General features: G+C 70.8%; 18 protein-coding genes. 11 read left to right on the top strand and 7 right to left on the bottom strand.

Translation table 11 applies throughout. The features are described 5' to 3' along the window. The first annotated feature begins 73 nt into the window (after positions 1–73). Positions 74–1,036 (top strand): methyltransferase domain-containing protein, encoded by a 963-nt coding sequence (locus tag ACWEK3_RS08165; RefSeq protein ID WP_453249217.1) that lies wholly within the window; start codon positions 74–76, stop codon positions 1,034–1,036. A 100-nt stretch (positions 1,037–1,136) separates the two neighbouring features. Here the strand turns inward: ACWEK3_RS08165 and ACWEK3_RS08160 are convergent, their stop codons facing one another. After that, the gene (locus ACWEK3_RS08160; RefSeq protein WP_453249216.1) at positions 1,137–2,357 is read right to left on the bottom strand and encodes an FAD-dependent monooxygenase; all 1,221 of its coding nucleotides are present in this window, start codon (positions 2,355–2,357) and stop codon (positions 1,137–1,139) included. Between the two features lie 158 nt (positions 2,358–2,515). On the opposite strand from ACWEK3_RS08160, the gene ACWEK3_RS08155 reads away from it, so the two are divergent. Together ACWEK3_RS08155 and ACWEK3_RS08150 are read left to right on the top strand one after the other, a co-directional pair. Further along, positions 2,516–2,959 carry a hypothetical protein gene (locus ACWEK3_RS08155; protein WP_453249215.1) on the top strand — a complete coding sequence of 148 codons (444 nt, stop codon included), beginning with the start codon at positions 2,516–2,518 and terminating at the stop codon, positions 2,957–2,959. 298 nt (positions 2,960–3,257) lie between these two features. Beyond that, positions 3,258–3,830 carry a TetR/AcrR family transcriptional regulator gene (locus tag ACWEK3_RS08150; protein WP_453249214.1) on the top strand — a complete coding sequence of 191 codons (573 nt, stop codon included), beginning with the start codon at positions 3,258–3,260 and terminating at the stop codon, positions 3,828–3,830. Positions 3,831–3,949: 119 nt separating this feature from the next. Here the strand turns inward: ACWEK3_RS08150 and ACWEK3_RS08145 are convergent, their stop codons facing one another. Both ACWEK3_RS08145 and ACWEK3_RS08140 read right to left on the bottom strand, forming a co-directional pair. Then, complete coding sequence (locus ACWEK3_RS08145; RefSeq protein ID WP_453249213.1) at positions 3,950–4,864, bottom strand: carbohydrate kinase family protein; 915 nt, start codon at positions 4,862–4,864, stop codon at positions 3,950–3,952. 11 nt (positions 4,865–4,875) lie between these two features. After that, positions 4,876–5,781 carry a pseudouridine-5'-phosphate glycosidase gene (locus ACWEK3_RS08140; protein WP_453249212.1) on the bottom strand — a complete coding sequence of 302 codons (906 nt, stop codon included), beginning with the start codon at positions 5,779–5,781 and terminating at the stop codon, positions 4,876–4,878. Between the two features lie 101 nt (positions 5,782–5,882). Here ACWEK3_RS08140 and ACWEK3_RS08135 point away from each other — a divergent pair, with 101 nt between their 5' ends. Next, entirely contained in the window at positions 5,883–6,329 is a 447-nt protein-coding gene (locus tag ACWEK3_RS08135) for a VOC family protein (RefSeq protein ID WP_450538007.1), read from the top strand. 325 nt (positions 6,330–6,654) lie between these two features. Here ACWEK3_RS08135 and ACWEK3_RS08130 read toward each other — a convergent pair whose 3' ends face one another. Then, positions 6,655–7,239: a methylated-DNA--[protein]-cysteine S-methyltransferase gene (locus ACWEK3_RS08130; protein ID WP_453249211.1), complete on the bottom strand. Its 585-nt coding sequence runs from the start codon at positions 7,237–7,239 to the stop codon at positions 6,655–6,657. A 110-nt stretch (positions 7,240–7,349) separates the two neighbouring features. Further along, positions 7,350–8,228, bottom strand: a complete 879-nt coding sequence (locus ACWEK3_RS08125) for a glycerophosphodiester phosphodiesterase (RefSeq protein WP_450538009.1) — start codon at positions 8,226–8,228, stop codon at positions 7,350–7,352. Between the two features lie 287 nt (positions 8,229–8,515). On the opposite strand from ACWEK3_RS08125, the gene ACWEK3_RS08120 reads away from it, so the two are divergent. The 7 genes from ACWEK3_RS08120 (at position 8,516) to aroQ (ending at position 17,426) form a co-directional block, all read left to right on the top strand. Next, complete coding sequence (locus tag ACWEK3_RS08120; RefSeq protein ID WP_450538011.1) at positions 8,516–9,394, top strand: MHYT domain-containing protein; 879 nt, start codon at positions 8,516–8,518, stop codon at positions 9,392–9,394. A 40-nt stretch (positions 9,395–9,434) separates the two neighbouring features. Next, positions 9,435–11,591 carry an excinuclease ABC subunit UvrB gene (gene uvrB / locus ACWEK3_RS08115; RefSeq protein WP_390726677.1) on the top strand — a complete coding sequence of 719 codons (2,157 nt, stop codon included), beginning with the start codon at positions 9,435–9,437 and terminating at the stop codon, positions 11,589–11,591. Between the two features lie 132 nt (positions 11,592–11,723). Further along, a complete protein-coding gene (locus ACWEK3_RS08110; protein WP_365423599.1) occupies positions 11,724–12,302 on the top strand; it encodes a TerD family protein in 579 nt (192 codons plus the stop codon). A gap of 107 nt (positions 12,303–12,409) precedes the next feature. After that, positions 12,410–14,512, top strand: a complete 2,103-nt coding sequence (locus tag ACWEK3_RS08105) for a TerD family protein (protein WP_453249210.1) — start codon at positions 12,410–12,412, stop codon at positions 14,510–14,512. A gap of 168 nt (positions 14,513–14,680) precedes the next feature. Beyond that, positions 14,681–15,700 (top strand): TerC/Alx family metal homeostasis membrane protein, encoded by a 1,020-nt coding sequence (locus ACWEK3_RS08100; protein ID WP_453249209.1) that lies wholly within the window; start codon positions 14,681–14,683, stop codon positions 15,698–15,700. A 70-nt stretch (positions 15,701–15,770) separates the two neighbouring features. Further along, positions 15,771–16,871: a calcium:proton antiporter gene (locus tag ACWEK3_RS08095; protein ID WP_390726680.1), complete on the top strand. Its 1,101-nt coding sequence runs from the start codon at positions 15,771–15,773 to the stop codon at positions 16,869–16,871. A gap of 81 nt (positions 16,872–16,952) precedes the next feature. Next, on the top strand, positions 16,953–17,426 hold the full coding sequence (gene aroQ, locus ACWEK3_RS08090; protein WP_453249208.1) for a type II 3-dehydroquinate dehydratase: 474 nt from the start codon (positions 16,953–16,955) through the stop codon (positions 17,424–17,426). Between the two features lie 242 nt (positions 17,427–17,668). Here the strand turns inward: aroQ and ACWEK3_RS08085 are convergent, their stop codons facing one another. After that, entirely contained in the window at positions 17,669–18,325 is a 657-nt protein-coding gene (locus tag ACWEK3_RS08085; RefSeq protein ID WP_383055938.1) for an MBL fold metallo-hydrolase, read from the bottom strand. A 48-nt stretch (positions 18,326–18,373) separates the two neighbouring features. Beyond that, complete coding sequence (locus tag ACWEK3_RS08080; protein ID WP_453249207.1) at positions 18,374–19,060, bottom strand: maleylpyruvate isomerase family mycothiol-dependent enzyme; 687 nt, start codon at positions 19,058–19,060, stop codon at positions 18,374–18,376. Positions 19,061–19,170: the final 110 nt, after the last annotated feature.

The following is a 19,170-nucleotide window of genomic DNA, read 5'->3' as shown; positions in this document are numbered from 1 at the left end:
ACCGCACATTCCGCATTGTTCCCGCCTGTGGACGGGTACGGCAGGCGCCGAGGGAGGCTGGGATGATCCCGGTATGACGCACAGCGACGGGCACCTGGACGGGCATTCGGGAGCGGACACCGACCAGGACAAGGACTGGGACAAGGACCAGGACAAGGGCTGGGACAAGGACGGCGACGAGGGCCCGGACGCGGGTCAGCACGAGAGCCGGGGCGAGGGGCAGGGCGAGGGGCGGCGCGAAGGCCCGGGTGGAAGCCGATATCTGCTCGAGAACCGGCAGACCGAGGCCGGCGAGCGCTTCGACGCCTTCGCGACCCTCTTCGATCCCACGACGTTCCGCCACTTCCAAGGACTCGGCGTCGGACCAGGATGGCGCTGCTGGGAGGTCGGTGCCGGCGGTACCTCCGTCGTCTCCTGGCTGGCCGAGAGGGTCGGCCCCACCGGCACGGTCGTCGCGACCGACATCGACACCTCACTGGTCGCCGGGGCCGCCCACCCGCCGGTGGAGGTGAGGGTGCACGACGTGGGCGCCGAGGAGCCGCCGGGGGAGGGTTTCGATCTCGTGCACGCCCGGCTCGTCCTGGTCCACGTGCCGGACCGGGAACGGGCCCTGCGGTCCATGGTCAAGGCACTGCGCCCCGGCGGACGGCTGCTGCTGGAGGACGCCGACCCCGCCCTCCAGCCCCTGCTCTGCCCGGACGAGCACGGCCCGGCGGAGGAACTGGCCAACCGGCTGCGCCGCGGCTTCCGCCGCCTGCTGGCCGACCGCGGCGCCGACCTGTCCTACGGCCGCAGACTCCCGCGCCTGCTGCGCGAGGCCGGCCTGCGCCAGGTGGAGGCCGACGCCTACTTCCCGGTCACCTCCCCGGCCTGCACCGCCTTGGAGTCCGCCACGGTCCGGCAGATCCGCGCCCGCCTCGTCACCGCGGGCCTGGCCACCGACGAGGAGATCGACCAGCACCTGGCCAACGTGGCCTCCGGCACCATGGATCTGACCACAGCGCCGATGATCTCCGCGTGGGGTACCAAGCCGTAGCACCGCGGGGCCGCCAACCGGAATGTCACCTTACCGACCTCGCAGGCAGCCTCAAGACCCACGGTCAGAAGCAGGCGATCACGGTCATGAACCGAGACGCCTACATCCAGGCCAACCCAGAACGCGAAGCCGACCTCGAGCCGCCGCCTCGTCGGCGGGCGAGGTACCAGCGTCGGCCAGTGTCGAAGGCGCGCCGTGCCGTGCGCACCGCAGCGATCTGAGTGGCGAGGTGGAGTTGGTGGTGCCAGGGGTTCTGGCCACCTTGGCGTACCGACATGGCATGCGCGAACGCCACAGCATCGCGGTCGACGTACTGGTCCAGGTGCTCGAACCACGCCATGCTCGTACGCGAGGCCGCCTGCACCGGATGGAGTTCCGCGCGGCGATGGCGGTCGTACTCCCGCAGCGCGTCCTCCACGTCAAGGTATGTCTGCAGGCTGTGTGCAAGGACGATCGCGTCGATGATCGCCAGTCTGGTGCCCGACCCCAGCGTGAAGTGGGTGGTGTGGGCAGCGTCGCCGACGAGCACCGTCGTGCCGTGGTGCCAGGTCTTGTTGGTCACGTGCGCGAAGCGCTGCCAATGCGCCGGTGCACCCCGTGATCGGCTGATCAGGCGGTGGCCGTCGAGTGCGCGCTTGAAGACGTCCTCCAGCAGTCGCACTCCCTGGTCGCGGCCGAGCACGTCGAGTCCCAGACCGTGCCAGGTCTGCGGTGAGCATTCGACGATGCAGGTGCTGATTCCCGCGACCGAGGGGTAGGCGTGAAACCAGATCCATCCGGCGGACGTCCGCTCGAAGCTGAAGACGAAGCTGCGGAACGCCTGGTCCGTGCCGAGCCAGATGTAGGGATTGAGACCGACCTCGATGCGAGTTCCGAACGCTGCGCTCTGTCCCCGGATCCCGCTGTTCGCACCGTCGGCAGCAACGAGAAGGTCCGCTTCGGGAAGCGTCGAGAGATCTGCGACGCGGTGGCCGTACTGGACGTCGACGCCGAGCTGCAAAGCACGCCGGGCCAGGACGTCGAGCAATGCAGATCTGCTCATGCTGTATCCGTAACCCCCGAAGTACGCCGTCTGCTCGCCGCCCGAGCCGTGCACGCGCACCTCCTGGTCCTGCCACAGCACGGACCTGGCGGTGACCTCCCGAGCGCATTCCGGATCGTTGCGATAGAGGACGTCCAACAGGTCGTCCCAGTACACGACGCCCCAGCCGTAGGTGGCCGCGGGTGGGTCACGGTCGTACACGGTGATCTCGTGCCCGGCATCGCGCAACTTGGCCGAGATCGCGAAGTACAGCCCCGCAGGCCCCGCACCGACGCACACGATCCTCACCGCTACACACCGCCCCGACTACCGGTCGGATGGGAGGCCTGCCGCTCCAGACGGCTCCGGATGCCCGAGACGTCCGGGCATCCGGATGCAGCCCTCACAAAACTGCCGCAGGTAGATCGCGAGCTCACTGCGCTGGAGCGTCAGTAGCCATGCCCGCCACCGCCGTGCCCGCCACCGCCGTGGTCACCGCCACCGAAGCCGTGATCGCCACCGAAGCCGTGATCGCCACCGAAGCCGTGATCGCCACCGAAGCCGTGGTCACCACCGAAGCCGTGATCGAAGCCCCAGCCCCAGCCGTCACCGAAGAAGCAGCGGACTCCCCAGCCCCAGCCGTCACTGAAGAAGCAGCGATCTCCCCGGACCTTGCTGTCGGGAGCCGAAGCGGCATGGGACGACGAGGGGAAAGCGGCCGCGCTGGCAGCGCCTGCTCCGGCCGCGATGGCAAGGATGGGTGCCGTGCAGATCACAGCGGCTATTCGCCGCATCCTGCTCGTAGTTGCGCGCATGATGTTGTCCCCCTTCCGGGGGTCGAAACAGGGATCTCGGGCACTCGGGGGATGCCCATACGCGCCAGATCCTGCGCGCGGGTCTGACGCGCAGTGACCCACCCGCCGGACGTACTGAACATCGTCGGAGCAGTTTCCAGGCAGGCTTGCGGATCTTACTATTGAGTGCAAGACGGAGCATACGGTACGAAACGCCCCGTTTCGTTAAACATAGAGCCAGTTTCCGGGCAAAGTCAACGGGGGTGCCAGTGGCTCACAAGGGAGGCATCCGGTGGACACTCCCAGGTCCCAGGACGGCCGTCAGAGCGCTTTGGCTCCTGAGTACGCCCAGCCCGACCGCATCACGCCTGACTCGCGGCGGCGCCGCCGGGAGTCTCACGAAGCCGTGCTCCGAGCCACGAAAGACCTCCTTGGCGAGGTCGGATACCAACGGCTGGCCTTCGAAGGCATCGCCCGGAGGGCCGGAGTCAGCAAGGCCACCATCTACCGGTGGTGGCCGAACAAGGCCGCACTCGTGATCGAGGCCCTCAGCGGGGAAGTCCCCCTGCCTGCCATCCACGAGACCGGTGACCTCGAAGCCGACCTGCGCACCGCCGTCCGTCTCACGATCGAGCTCGTCTCCGCCATGCCCACTTGTCTGATCCTCCCGGCGCTTCTCGCCGACGTGATCGAGGATCCCACCGGCACGAAAGCCTTCGCCGAGCTCATCGAACCCCGCCGCGCGTCGGTCGTGAACCTGCTGGAGCGGGCCCGCCTCGAAGGCCGGTTGCCGCCGAACACCGATACGTCACTGATGGTCGACATCTACTCCGGGACGGTCGTGTACCTGGCCGCGGTGAACCGCATACCGCCGGGCGAGGCGGTGGTGGACCAGCTCGTCAGCCTCCTCTTGCACGGCCACCTTCCGGTCTCGAAAGGACCCGCCCCGGCAGACCGGGATGGATCGCCAGGCGGGTGAGCCGGCCGCGCAGAAGTCGCCCCCTTGCGGGGACGATCTCGTCGATCTGCTGCGGCCAGGTGCAATCTTCACGCGTGCACCACAGTCGACGATCACCCAGAACGGCGCGCCAGCGAACGTCACCGGGCTCTTGGAGGTCTCCCGCCCACACGCGCCACCGCGAGCGCGCCCGCCGCGCAGCCCCGGGCTGCCGCGGTTTGGGGGTCGGCGCCGGCCAGAAGGGCGGCGAGGAAGGCGCCGGTGAAGGCGTCGCCCGCGCCGGTGGTGTCCCGCGCGGTGGCCGGCACAGCGGGTACGTGGGCGCGGACGGCACCCGCGTGCGCCACCCGTGCCCCGGCGGCGCCCTGCTTCACGACCACCAGCGGGACGTGGCGGCTCAGCTCGGCCGCCGCGTCCGCCGGGTCGGGCAGGCCCGTCAGCAGACAGGCCTCGTCGCGGCTCGGCAGCAGCACGTCCACCCCCTCGACGAGCGAGAGGAACCGGTCCACGCCCAACGTGACGAGGAACCCGGCCGACGCGGGATCCAGGCTCACCGGCACCCCACGGGCGCGGGCCGCCGCGACGGCGCTCGCCACCAGCGCCCGGCCCGTACCGGAGAACAGCAGGTAGCCCGACAGATGCAGCCTGGCCACCCCGTCGAGCAGCGCGTCGGACCAGTCACCCGCCTCAAGGCGCAGCGAAGCCCCGCTGTCCGTGAGGAACGTGCGCTCGGCCGCCGCCGAGGAGTCGACGAGGCAGACCACCGTCCCGGTCGGCGCCCCGGGATCGACGACCAGGTGGGGGCGTACTCCCGAGGCGACCAGCGCCCGTTCGTGCCAGACCGCCGACTCCGCGCCCACCCGCCCCAGCAGCCGGACCTCCCGGCACCCGCTGTGGGCCGCCCAGCAGGCCACATTGGCCCCCGCCCCGCCGGGCAGCATCCGGACCGCGGCGAAGGTGTCGGTGCCGGTGGCGAGAGGGCCGCGATGCCGTACGACGACATCCGTCACGACGTCCCCGACCACCAGCAGCGCCCCGCCCCCGCCGTCCGTCACGGCAGGGCCCGTCACGGCAGGGCCCACGCCGCCGCGATCCGCGCCGCCAGCCGTGCGTTGCCGCGCACCGCCGCCAGGTTGGCGCGCAGCGAGGCGCTGTCGGTGTGCCGCACCAGGTAGTCGAGCAGGAAGGGGGTGACCGCCTGCCCCGTGACGCCCTGCTCCGCGCACGCGTGCAGCGCGTCGGCGAGCACACGCGCGTGCAGTTCGGGATCCAACTGTTCCTGCCGCGGCACCGGGTTGGCGACGATCAGCGCCGACTCCGGCGCCCGCAGCGCGTTCTGCGCCCGCATCACCGCGGCCACGTCCTCCGGCGTCCGCAGCGTCCAGTCCACCGGATGACCGGAGTCGGACAGGTAGAACCCGGGGAAGCGGTCCGTGCCGTACCCGGCCACCGCGACCCCCAGCGTCTCCAGCCGCTGCAACGTCGCCGGCACGTCCAGGATCGACTTCACCCCCGCGCACACGACCGTGATCCGCGTGCGCGCCAGCAGCCCGAGGTCGGCGGACTCGTCCTGCGTCACCGTCCACTCCCGGTGCACTCCGCCGAGCCCGCCCGTGGCGAACACGCGGATGCCCGCCAGCGAGGCCAGCAGCGCCGTCGCCGACACCGTGGTCGCACCGCTCGCCCCCGCGGCCATCGCGAGCGGCAGGTCGCGGTGGCCGAGCTTGCGCATCCCCTCCTCGTTCGCGACCCGCTCCAACTGCCCCTCGTCCAGGCCGATGTGAGGTTGGCCGTCCAGTACCGCGATGGTCGCGGGCACGGCACCCTCCTGCCGCACCGCGTCCTCAAGCTCCAGCGCCACCTGGAGATTGCGCGGGCGCGGCAGCCCATGGGCGATGATCGTGGACTCCAGGGCCACCACGGGACGACGCGCGGCCAGCGCCTCCCGCACCTCTTCGGACACCACCAGCACGTGCCTGCCTCCCGTCTGTCGCGCTCTCCCCTCATCTCTGGCGGCTGCCGCACCGGGTCAAACCCTTGCGGCCCGTACCGCACGGCACCAGCCTGGGACGCATGACCGACAACACGCCACGCCTCGACCATGTCGTCCTCTGGGTGCGCGACCCGGTCGCCGCGGCAGGCTTCTACGAGCAGGTGGTCGGCCTGGAGCCGGTCAGGGTCGCCGAGTTCGCCGCGGGCCAGGTGTCCTTCCCCTCCGTGCGCCTGAACGAGGAGACGATCCTCGACCTCGCCCCGCTCGACATGGCCGAGCGCATGAACATGGTCCCCGGCGCGGCAGGCAGCGCGGGCCACCCCGTGAACCACGTCTGCCTGTCCCTGCCCGCCGACGGCTTCGACTCCCTGCGCGCCCGCCTGGAGGAGCACGCCGTCCCCGTCTCCGGCTTCTCCCACGACTCCTTCGGCGCGCGCGGCAAAGCCAGGCGCAGCTTCTACTTCCGCGACCCGGACGGCAACGTCTTCGAGGCCCGGCACTACGACCAGCGCGCGCGAGGTGACTAGTGCTGCGACCGGAAAGGTTCACCGGCTCGCGACGCCCGGCACGGCACTCCCCCGGCCTTCGGCCGGGGGTACCCCAACGCCGCGTTGTCGCATCACCCGAGTACATCCAGTACGCGGGCGACGCTCCGCCTTGCGATGCTCCCCCACAGCCTGAAAGGCGTGGGAGGTACCCCCAGCACCGGACGCCGCGAGCTTCCCGGCAAACCTTTCCGGTCACAGCACTAGCGCACGCGCGGTCCGGCACCACGAGGAGGGCACGCCCGGCCAGGTACTACGAGCAGTGTGCTTCGCGCCCGTACGGGCAGTGCGTCTCGCGCCCGGCGCTTCAGAACAGCGGCTCGGGCAGCACGCCTTCCAGCGCGAGCAGCCTGCGCTTGGCCTCCAGACCGCCGCCGAAGCCGCCGATGCCCCCGTCGCTCTCGACGACCCGGTGGCACGGCACGACCACCGGCAGCGGATTGGCGCCCATCGCCGCGCCCACCGCCTGGGCGGCGCCCGGCTGCCCCACCCGGTCGGCCAGATCGCCGTACCCGACGACCGTGCCGTACGGCACGCCGGACGCCAGTTCGCGCAGCACCTGCCGGTTGAAGCCGGAGATCAGCGACCAGTCCAGCGGCAGCTCGAAGTCCTGCCGCTCGCCCGCGAAGTACGCCCGCACCTGGCGTATCGCCTCAGCGAGCAGTGGGGAGCCGGGCGCCTCGACCGGCTCGGTGCCCAGCCGGGACGCCAGCCGGTCCAGCGCGCGCTCCCGTATCGCGTCGGTGGCATGGAAGACGACGTTGACCAGACCCTCGGGGGTGGCGGCCAGCAGCAGGGGGCCGATGCCGGTACCGACGACGGCCCACACGACCTGCTGCTCGTCCGGTACGACCCGCTGCTCGTCCTGCTCGTCCTGCTCGTGGCTGTCCATGCGATTACGGTACGGCCCGCCACTGACAACGCCCTCTGACCTGCGCCGCCGCGAGACCAGACGGTCTTGGGCGATCAGACGGCCTTGGGCGATGAAACGGTCCTGAGCGATCAGACGGTCTTGAGCGCCGCGCGCACCACTTCCGGCTTGTTCGTGATGATGCCGTCCACTCCATAGCCGGCGACGGTCCGGGCGCCGGCGGCGTTGTCCACCGTGTAGGCGAAGATCCCCAGCGGTACGCCGTGCGGTCCCCGGTGCGCGCGGACGGCCGCCGTGTAATGCGCCGACAGCTTGCGGTAGGAGGGGTTGATCAGGTCCACGAAGGCCGCGTACCGGTGCAGGTCCGCCGTGTCCGGGCGGCCGAGGAAAGCGGTGCGGACGGCGGGCTTCAGCGCGTGCACGGTCCGCACGCTGGCGGCGCTGAAGCTCTGCACGATCAGCCGGCTCGCCAGGTGTCGGTGGTCGAGCCAGCCGTCGTTGGCGAGCACCTTGAGGGTCTGTGCCTCGATCCCCGGATACAGCTCTGGGTTCTTGATCTCCAGGAGCAGCTTCTCGTGGTTGTGTTCGAGCCGGCGCATGTACTGGTCGAGCGTCGGCACGCGCGTGCCCGCGAACCTGGGGGAGAACCAGCTGCCCGCGTCCAGGCGGGCGATCTCGGCGGCGGTGAAGTCCTTCACCTTCCACGGGGCCCGGCCGGGAAAGACCTGCTCGACGTTGGTCGTCCGCTTCAGGGTGGCGTCGTGGATGACCACGAGCTCGCCGTCCCTGGTGCGCTGCACGTCGTTCTCCACCCAGGAGAAGCCGAGCGCCGCCGCCTTGTCGACGGCGGGCAGCGTGTTCTCCGGGGCGTGGGCGGAGGCACCCCGGTGGGCGACGACCACGGGCTGCGGTCGGTGGGCGTCCGCGGCCCGTACCTCCGAGCCGGGCAGGAACAGGGCGACGGCCGCCGCGAGGGCGGTGGTCAGGGCGGCGACTGCGCGCGCGTGCATACGTACTCCTCGCGACGAATGACCACAGACAGCACAAGAGTGACAGCACAGAGTCAACGAGGCGCTCACGGAAGGGCCACGGGTGGAGTCACGATCCGCACAGAGCCGACCGGGCCCGCTCACGGGTGCCGCACATCTGCGACGAGGCCGTGCTTCTTTGCCGGAAAGTCGTTCGGCCATTCCGGTGGCAGTCATACTCTCAGCGTCAACCCTGATCGCGTGGCGGTCCTGGGACGGGGGCATTCACGGATTTCCGGGACTTCAAGAGGGCGGAAGGGCAACCGCGCATGCACGGCACCGTCGACGGATTCAGCTACGGGCTCGTCACCCCGCTGGTGGCCTGTCTCATGGCCTGCCTCGGTGGGGCACTGGGCCTGCGCTGCACCACCCGCGCCCTGCTCGTCGCCCGCTCCTGGCGCCCCGGCTGGCTCGCCCTCGGCTCGGCCGCGATCGGCTCGGGCATCTGGACGATGCACTTCGTCGCGATGACCGGCTTCACCGTCGAAGAGGCGCCGATCGGCTACGACCGGCCGACGACGTACGCGAGCCTGGCCGTCGCCATCGTCATGGCGGGGATCGGGATCTTCATCGTCGGCTACCGGGGCGCGACCGGCTCCGCCCTGTTCACCGGCGGCACGATCACCGGCCTCGGCGTCGCCAGCATGCACTACCTGGGCATGGCCGGGATGCGGCTCGACGGCACGCTCGAGTACAACACCCTCACCGTCGCGGCCTCCGTGGTCATCGCCGTCGTCGCCGCGACCGCGGCCCTCTGGGCGGCCGGGCGGGCGAAAGGGTTCCTCTGGAGCGTCGGCGCCAGCCTCGTCATGGGTCTCGCCGTCGTCGGCATGCACTACACGGGCATGGCCGCCCTCAGCGTCCACCTGCACGAAACGGGCGGCGCCGCCACCGGCGAGTCGTCGGCCGCCCTGCTCACGCCGATGCTGATCGGCCCGCTCCTCTTCCTCCTGCTCACCGGTGCCGTCGTACTGTTCGACCCGCTGATGATCACGGGCAGCTCCGACTGGACCCCCGTCGAGCACAAGCCGGGCGTGCCGGCGCGCGAACTCGTCGCCCATTCCGCCGGCCGCCCCCCGGCCGGCGCCCACCGCGACCCCGGCCGCGAGACGGTCCGCGAACGCCTCCGCGCTCCGCAGAACCGCTGATCCGGACCCGTTGTCAGTGGCGGGTCGTACGGTGGATGTCATGCGGCCCGTCTCTCACATCGAACGCACGGTGGCGCCCTTCGAGGTCGTCAGCCCCTACCAGCCCAGCGGTGACCAGCCGCAGGCCATCGCCGAACTCGCCCAGCGCATCGAGGCGGGGGAGCCGGACGTCGTCCTGCTCGGTGCCACCGGCACCGGCAAGTCCGCCACCACGGCGTGGATGATCGAGAAGCTTCAGCGCCCGACCCTCGTCATGGCGCCGAACAAGACGCTCGCCGCCCAGCTGGCCAACGAGTTCCGCGAACTGCTGCCGAACAACGCGGTCGAGTACTTCGTCTCGTACTACGACTACTACCAGCCCGAGGCCTACGTCCCGCAGTCGGACACCTACATCGAGAAGGACTCCTCGATCAACGAGGAGGTCGAGCGCCTGCGCCACTCGGCGACCAACTCGCTGCTCACCCGTCGCGACGTCGTCGTGGTCGCCTCCGTCTCCTGCATCTACGGCCTGGGCACCCCGCAGGAGTACGTGGACCGCATGGTGCCCCTCCGGGTCGGCGACGAGATCGACCGCGACGAGCTGCTGCGCCGCTTCGTGGACATCCAGTACACGCGCAACGACATGGCCTTCACCCGCGGCACCTTCCGGGTGCGCGGCGACACCATCGAGATCTTCCCGGTCTACGAGGAGCTGGCCGTCCGCATCGAGATGTTCGGCGACGAGATCGAGGCGCTGTCGACCCTGCACCCCCTCACCGGCGAGATCATCAGCGACGACCAGCAGCTGTACGTCTTCCCGGCCTCGCACTACATCGCCGGCCCCGAGCGCATGGAGCGGGCGGTCAGGGGCATCGAGAAGGAGCTCGAGGAGCGCCTGGCCGAGCTGGAGAAGCAGGGCAAGCTGCTGGAGGCCCAGCGGCTGCGGATGCGCACCACCTACGACATCGAGATGCTCCGCCAGATCGGCACCTGCTCCGGCGTGGAGAACTACTCGATGCACTTCGACGACCGCGCGCCCGGCACCCCGCCCAACACCCTGCTCGACTACTTCCCGGACGACTTCCTGCTCGTCATCGACGAGTCGCACGTCACCGTGCCGCAGATCGGCGCGATGTACGAGGGCGACGCGTCCCGCAAGCGCACCCTCGTCGAGCACGGCTTCCGGCTGCCGTCCGCCCTGGACAACCGCCCGCTGAAGTGGGAGGAGTTCCAGGAGCGCATCGGACAGACGGTGTACCTGTCGGCGACGCCGGGCACATACGAGCTGTCCCGCTCGGACGGGCAGGTCGAGCAGATCATCCGCCCCACCGGCCTGGTCGACCCGCAGGTCGTCGTCAAGCCCACCGAGGGCCAGATCGACGACCTGGTGCACGAGATCCGCGGGCGCGTGGAGAAGGACGAGCGCGTCCTGGTCACCACGCTGACCAAGAAGATGGCCGAGGACCTGACGGACTACTTCCTGGAACTCGGCATCCAGGTGCGCTACCTGCACAGCGACGTCGACACCCTGCGCCGGGTCGAGCTGCTGCGCGAGCTGCGCAGCGGAGAGTTCGACGTCCTGGTCGGCATCAACCTGCTGCGTGAGGGCCTCGACCTGCCCGAGGTGTCGCTGGTGGCGATCCTCGACGCCGACAAGGAGGGCTTCCTGCGCTCGGGCACCTCGCTGATCCAGACCATCGGCCGCGCGGCGCGCAACGTCTCCGGCCAGGTCCACATGTACGCCGACAAGATCACCCCGGCGATGGAGAAGGCCATCGAGGAGACCAACCGCCGCAGGGAGAAGCAGGTCGCGTACAACAAGGCGAACGGCATCGACCCGCAGCCGCTGCGCAAGAAGATCAACGACATCGTGGCGCGGATCGCCCGCGAGGAGGTCGACACCGAGCAGCTGCTCGGCACCGGGTACCGCAAGGGGAAGGACGGCAAGGGCGCGAAGACCCCCGTGCCGTCCCGCGGCGAGAACGGCGCCAAGGCCGCCGGTGCCGCCAAGCCGGCCAAATCCGCCAAGGGCAAGGCGAAGGAGACGGTGCCCACCGACCGTCCTGCCGCCGAACTCGCCGAGCAGATCGAGGAGATGACGGAGCGGATGCGCGCCGCCGCCGCCGACCTCCAGTTCGAGGTCGCGGCCCGGTTGCGCGACGAGGTCGCGGAGATGAAGAAGGAGCTGCGCCAGATGCGCGAGGCGGGGCTGTCCTGACCGACTGCGCTGTGTTGCAAGACCGACACAAAGTGCGGACCCGTATGCGGCGCTGCCACTGCCTCTGCGTAGGGTTCTTGGCAGCCGCGGAACCGGCGGCGACAGGGGTGTAGCTCGAGAGGGGAATCAGCCGTGACCGTCAACTTGACCAAGGGTCAGGCCATCAGTCTGCAGAAGAACGACGGAGGCAGCCTGACCGCGGTCCGCATGGGTCTCGGCTGGCAGGCGGCTCCGCGCCGGGGCCTGTTCGGCTCGCGCACGCGCGAGATCGACCTCGACGCCTCCGCCGTGCTCTTCGCCGAGAAGCAGCCGGTCGACGTCGTCTTCTTCCGCCACCTGGTGAGCGACGACGGCTCCGTTCGCCACACCGGCGACAACCTGGTCGGCGGCGCGGGCCAGGGCGGCGACGACGAGTCGATCCTCGTCGACCTCCAGCGCGTCCCGGTCCACATCGACCAGATCATCTTCACCGTGAACTCCTTCACGGGCCAGACCTTCCAGGAGGTGCAGAACGCGTTCTGCCGCCTGGTCGACGAGACCAACGGCCAGGAGCTCGCCCGCTACACCCTGGCCGGCGGTGGCAACTACACCGCCCAGATCATGGCGAAGGTGCACCGCGTGAACGGCGCCTGGACGATGACGGCCCTCGGCGTCCCCGCCAACGGCCGCACCTTCCAGGACCTGATGCCGACGATCCTGCCGCACCTGTAGAACGGTCCGAACGGTCCGAACGGTCCGAACTGTTCGGACTATCCGGACTGTTCGGACGGTCTGGCGAGCGGCGCACGACAGCACATGACACCAGGGGGACGAAGGCGATGACGGCCGAGCTGGTGCGGGGGCAGAACCACCCGCTCTCCGAGATCCGCCTGGAGATCCGGATCTCGGCCGGCCGTCCGGTCGTGGCGGTGGCCGCGCTCAGCGACGACAGTGGCAGGGCGCGGGGTGCCGAGTGGCTGGTGCACCCCGGCACTCCCGTCCTGCCCGGTCTGGAGGTCTCGCGCCAGGCCGCCGCCGACCACCGGCTCGCCGTCGATCTGGGTGCCATACCCGAGGCGGTGCACCGCGTCGACGTGCTGCTGGCGCTGCCCGCCGCGGGTGGGGGCCCGACCCGGTTCGGCGCGGTCGCCGCCCCCTTCGTCGCGGTCACCGGCCTGGACGGCACCGAACTCGTCAGCTACACGATCACCGGTCTGGACGCCGAGTCGGCCGTGATCGCGGTGGAGCTGTACCGCCGCCAGGGCGCCTGGAAAGTGCGCGCCGTCGGCCAGGGCTACGCGGGCGGCCTCACCGAACTTCTCACCGACCTGGGGCTGACCCAGGCCGCTGAACTGGCCGGCGCCGCCGAGGAGGCGGTGGCCGAGGGGCTGGCCCGCTCGGTGGCGGTACCCCCGCCCCGCACGACGGATGACGACCGTTCCCACCAGGCCTCCGCGCCGCCCCGGCCGAACCCGGCTGCTTCCGTTTCCTCCCGCGAAGGTTCCTCCAGCGAGGGTTCTTCCCACGAGGGACAGGTCTCCGGGACCCCCGGACCTTCGGCTCCGCAGCCCGCGGGTCCTGGGGGATCCGGAGACGGGACCCCCGCGGCCGGACCATCGATGTCGGTGCCCGCGGGCGGAACCATCGACTACCGGCACCCGCGGCGACAGCCCGCACCCCCGTCCGGACAGCCCGCACCCCCGTCCGGACAGCCCGCACCCCCGTCCGGACAGCCCTCGGGCCCGTCCGGACAGTCGGCGCCGCCGCCGGACGCACCGGCCGCGAGTCCCGGCCACGACGGGCAGCCCGCGCGGCCCATCGCGGGGGACGCGACCGGGTGGTCGATGGAGGAGCGGCTCTACAACCAGGTCTGGGGGATGTTCGAGGACCTGGCCCGCACCACGGCCGCCTACCGCAGCGCCGTCGACTTCGCCGAGTCGCGCATGGAGAAGGAACTGGACCAGGTCCTGTCCGACCCGCGCAGCCGCATCGGCGGTCAGGGCGATGCCGCCCGGGAGGCGGCCCTTGCCAAGCACGCGCAGCTCGTCGACCAGGCCAGAGCGGCGCTCGACAGAGACCTGGCCCAGCTCACCGACGAGTCCGAGGTCGTCGAGCCGGCCCTGCCGGCGGCGTACGCCCGCTGGGACAACCCGGTCTGGCACGGCTACCGCGTGCCGATGGAGATCCCCATGGCGGTACGCCTCGGCGATCTCCACCTGCCCGAGGACCCGTCCCTGCGCATCCCCATGCTGATCCGGCTGCCGCTGGAGCGCGGCCTGTGGATCGACAGCGGCCGCTGGGCGTCCCCGGACGAATCCTTCGCGGACGCGGGCGAACGGCGTCGCCTGGCGATGGAGGCGGCCGTGGCGCACGCGGCCCGGCTGATCGCCGTCTACCCGGCGGGCGAGTTCGGCGTCCATGTCATCGACCCGGCCGGATCCGGAGCACAGGCACTCGCGCCCCTGGTGCGCACGGGTGTGCTCGCGGGACCGCCCGCGGCCGCCGCCGCCGGGGTCGCGGACGTCCTGAGCCGGCTCACCCAGCGGGTCGACCTGGTGCAGATGGCCGTGCGCGGGGGCGCGCCGGACGCGCTGCCGCCCGGCTTCGACGCCGCCGAACAGCTCCTGATCGTCAACGACTTCCCGCACGGATTCGACGACCGCGCCGTGACCCAGCTGCGCTACCTCGCCGACGAGGGCCCGGCCGTGGGCGTCCACCTGATGATGGTCGCCGACCGCGAGGACGCCGCCGCCTACGGCCCGTTGCTCGACCCGCTGTGGCGTTCGCTGATGCGACTGACCCCGGTGCCCGACGACCACCTCGCCGACCCCTGGGTCGGACACGCCTGGACGTACGAGCCGCCGGTGGTGCCGCCGGGCAGCCAGGTGCTCCAGCTGGTGCTCACCGAGGTCGCGACGGCCCGCCGCGACTGGAACCGCTGAGCCGCCGCGACTGGAACCCCCAGTCGTCGCGACTGGACCGCTGAGCCCGGGTACACGCCCCGCATCGCCCCTTCCCAAGGAATCGTAAACTCCTCTGACCTGCGACTTTGATCTTTTCTTTGCCTTGCGCTTTACCATCCCTTGGTGATTCGGGTACCGTTTTGTCCTGTGAATGTCTCGTTGTCCCTGTGGGTCCTGACCATCATCGGCCTGGCCGCCCTGATCGCCGTCGACTTCTTCATCGGCCGCAAACCTCATGACGTGTCGATCAAGGAAGCCGGGATCTGGACGGCCGTCTGGGTCGTCCTGGCCGGCCTCTTCGGGCTCGGTCTGCTCGTCTTCGGCGGCGGCCGGCCGGCCGGTGAGTTCTTCGCCGGCTTCATCACCGAGAAGTCGCTGAGCGTCGACAACCTCTTCGTCTTCGTCCTGATCATGGCCAAGTTCGCCGTGCCGTCGCAGTACCAACGGCGGGTGCTGATGATCGGCGTCCTCATAGCCCTGGTGCTGCGGGCCGGCTTCATCGCCGCCGGAGCCGCGATCATCGCGAGCTTCTCATGGGTGTTCTACCTCTTCGGCGCCTTCCTGATCTGGACCGCCTGGAAGCTCATCCAGGAGGCCCGCTCCGGCGGGGACGAGGAAGAGGATTTCGAGGAGAACAAGCTGCTCAAGGCCGTCGAGCGCCGTTTCGGCGTGGCCGACCGCTACCACGGCACCCGGCTGTGGATCCGGCAGAACGGCAAGCGGGTGATGACGCCGATGCTGGTCGTGATGCTCGCGATCGGCACCACCGACGTCCTGTTCGCCCTCGACTCGATCCCCGCGATCTTCGGCCTCACCCAGGACCCGTACATCGTCTTCACCGCCAACGCCTTCGCGCTGATGGGCCTCCGGCAGCTGTACTTCCTGATAGGAGGCCTGCTCAAGAAGCTGGTCCACCTGTCCTACGGCCTGTCGGTGATCCTCGGCTTCATCGGCGTCAAGCTGGTGCTGCACGCGCTGCACGAGTCCGGCGTGCACGTCCCCGTGATCAGCATCCCGGTCTCCCTCGGCGTGATCTGCGCGGTTCTGGCCGTCACCACCGTCACCAGTCTGCTGGCCGCCCGGAAGCAGGCCGCGGAGAAGGTGCGGGAGACGAAGGCACAGGAGGAAGGCCACGAGGACGCGGCGAAGGACCGGGTCGATGCGTGAGTGCGAGGGGGAGCGCACCCGACCCCTGATCGCGCATGCGAACGCTCTGGGACTCTGCGACGATCGCAGCATGATCACGCGGCTCAGGGGGCTCTTGACGGCGTGGACGATCATCGTGCCGGTCCTCGCGGTCGTCCTGCTGATCCTCACCTGGGGGCGGTCCCTGCCCGGCGTGGTCGTCGGCGTGGCCACCCTGGTCCTCGCGGGCTCGGTCCTGGCCGCGGTGCACCACGCGGAGGTGGTCGCCCACCGGGTCGGCGAACCCTTCGGCTCCCTGGTCCTCGCGATCGCCGTCACCGTCATCGAGGTCGCGCTCATCGTGACCTTGATGGCGGACGGCGGCGACAAGTCCTCGACGCTCGCCAGGGACACGGTGTTCGCGGCCGTGATGATCACCTGCAACGGCGTGGTCGGACTGAGCCTGCTGGTCGGCTCCCTGCGCCATGGCACGGCCGTCTTCAACGCCGAGGGCACCGGGGCCGCGCTCGCCACCGTGGCGACCCTGGCCACACTCAGCCTGGTGCTCCCGACATTCACCACCACCCAGCCGGGACCGCAGTTCTCCGGAGTCCAGCTCACCTTCGCCGCGATCTCCTCGCTCGTCCTGTACGGCCTGTTCGTGACCACCCAGACCGTGCGGCACCGCGACTACTTCCTGCCGATCACCCGGCAGGGCGAGGTGATCACTTCCGAGGACCACGCGGCGGCACCGTCCGCCCGCACCGCCTGGATCAGCCTGGGACTGCTGGGCCTGGCCCTGGTCGGCGTGGTCGGACTGGCCAAGGGCGTGTCGCCCACCGTCGAGTCCGCAGTGGAGGCCGCCGGTCTGCACCACGCGGTCGTCGGCGTGATCATCGCCCTGCTCGTGCTGCTGCCCGAGACCATCGCCGCGCTGCGCTCCGCCCGGCGCGACCGGGTGCAGACCAGCCTCAACCTCGCGCTGGGGTCCGCGATGGCCAGCATCGGCCTGACCATCCCGGCCGTCGCGCTGGCGTCGCTGTGGCTGTCCGGGCCACTCGTCCTCGGCCTCGGCTCCACCCACATGCTGCTGCTCCTGCTCACCGTGGTGGTCAGTTCGCTGACCGTGGTGCCGGGACGGGCCACGCCGCTCCAGGGCGGCGTCCACCTGGTGATCTTCGCGGCCTACCTGGAGCTGGCGATCAACCCCTAGGCGCACCGGCGTGCCGTGATAGACCGGGTCCGAGCGGCGGTCGCCCATCGGCCGCCGCAGGACGAACGGACCGGAGGAACCATGCGCACCCTGGCCAACGCCCCGATCATGATTCTCAACGGCCCCAACCTGAACCTGCTCGGGCAGCGGCAGCCGGAGATCTACGGCTCCGACACCCTCGCGGACGTCGAGGCGCTGTGCGCCAAGGCAGCCGCGACGCACGGCGGCACGGTCGACTTCCGCCAGTCCAACCACGAGGGCGAGCTGGTCGGCTGGATCCACGAGGCCCGGCTGAACCACTGCGGAATCGTCATCAACCCGGCCGCCTACTCGCACACCTCCGTCGCCATCCTCGACGCGCTCAACACCTGCGACGGGCTGCCGGTGGTGGAGGTGCACATCTCCAACATCCACCAGCGCGAGCAGTTCCGGCACCACTCCTATGTCTCCCTGCGCGCCGACGGCGTCATCGCCGGGTGCGGAGTGCAGGGCTACGCGTTCGCGGTGGAGCGGGTCGCGGCACTGGCCGGCGCACAGCGGGCGGCCGACGTGTAGCCGCCCGCCGCCCGCCGCGCGGCCGGGGCCGCCGGCCGAGGGCGGGACAGAGGACCGGCGGCCCGTACCGCGCGGGAGCCGTCCTCCCGCGCGGGGCTGCCCCCAGTCGACTGCGCGACGACGCGGAGGGGGAGCGGGTGCGCGCCCCCGGTGTGTGCGCGGGGTTCACACGGGGTGCGCGGGGCGCACGGCCGGGGAGCGGCGGGCGGCCGTACGCCGCCCGCTCATCACCAGCCGCCCGCTCACCAGCCGCGCGCGTGCCACTCCGGCAGATGCGGGCGCTCGGCGCCCAGCGTGGTGTCGTTGCCGTGGCCCGGGTAGACCCAGGTCTCGTCCGGGAGAGCGTCGAAGATCTTCGTCTCCACGTCGTGGATCAGGCTGGCGAACGCCTTCGGGTTCTTGTGGGTGTTGCCGACCCCACCGGGGAAGAGGCAGTCGCCCGTGAACACGTGCGGATGCCCGTGCGGGTCGTCGTAGACCAGCGCGATCGAGCCGGGGGTGTGGCCGACGAGGTGGCGGGCGGTGAGTTCCACCTGCCCCACCCGTACGGTGTCCCCGTCGCCCACGAGGACGTCGGTCGGCACCGGGATGCCCTCGGCGTCGTCCCGTCCCGCGTACGTACGCGCGCGCGTGGCCGCCACGACCTCCGCCAGCGCCTGCCAGTGGTCGGCGTGCCGGTGGGTGGTGACGACGGAGGCGATGCCGTCGTCACCGATCATGCCGAGCAGCGTGTGCGCGTCGTTCGCCGCGTCGATCAGCAGTTGCTCGTCCGTGGCCCGGCAGCGCAGCAGATAGGCGTTGTTGTCCATCGGGCCGACCGCGATCTTGGTGATCATCAGGTCCTTCAGCTCGTGCACGTCCGCCGGGCCGCCGACCTTCACCTCTCCGCTGTACGTCATGGCCGTCAGCCTATAGCGGGGGCGGCCGCCCGGGGACCGCGCACGCGGCTACAGCGGCGGCAGTGCCGGGAGCGCGCCGCCCGCCACCGTCAGGGCGGAGCCGTCGCGGCGTCCCGCGAGCCAGCCGAGCAGGTCCGCCCGGGCACCTGTGACGGTGACCGCGGGCTGGTCCGCCTCCCGGCCCGTGTCCCACGCGTGCGTGCCGTCCGTCAGCCGGGCCGGCGGCACGTCCGGGTGCCCGGAGAACCGCTGGGCCAGGAACTCGATCTCCCGCTCGACGAACTCCGCCGGCAGGTCCTCGAGTTCGTGGCCGATGCCGAGGTCCACGTGGTGCAGTTCGATCTCCACCCAGCGCCGGAAGGGCACCCGGGACGCGGAGTCGGTGACGCCGTTGCGCAGCTCCACGGTCCGCGACCAGTCCGCGGGCTCGGCCGCCGTCCGCTGGAAGCGGGCCGCGGTGTCGCGCACGTCGGTGAGCTGGACGTCGAGGGGGCGCGGGGCGTCGCGCTCGATGTCGGCGTCCCGGGCCTCGGCGGACACGTACATGGGACGGCCCTCGAAGACGTTCACCAGCGCGTCCGCATTGCGGGCGAGGTGGGCCAGGATGTGGCCCCGGGTCCAGCCGGGCAGACGTGACTGGTCGGTCACAGCCGCGTTGTCCATCTTGCCGACAGCGGTCAGCAGTCGTTCGGTTGCGTCCTGCACAGATGCCAGGTCGCGCGCGTGATCCATCATGACGCCGACCCTAGCCCCGCCACACCTTCGGGTGAAGGTGGTGAAGGACCGCCGTAAATCGAATGTACGTGCTATAGGGTCGAGGGTGGCATCGGGCATGCTGGAGAGCC

This window comes from Streptomyces sp. NPDC004721, from assembly GCF_053601495.1.
Note: the sequence above shows the minus strand (reverse complement) of the source record. Positions and strands in the feature narration are given on the sequence as shown.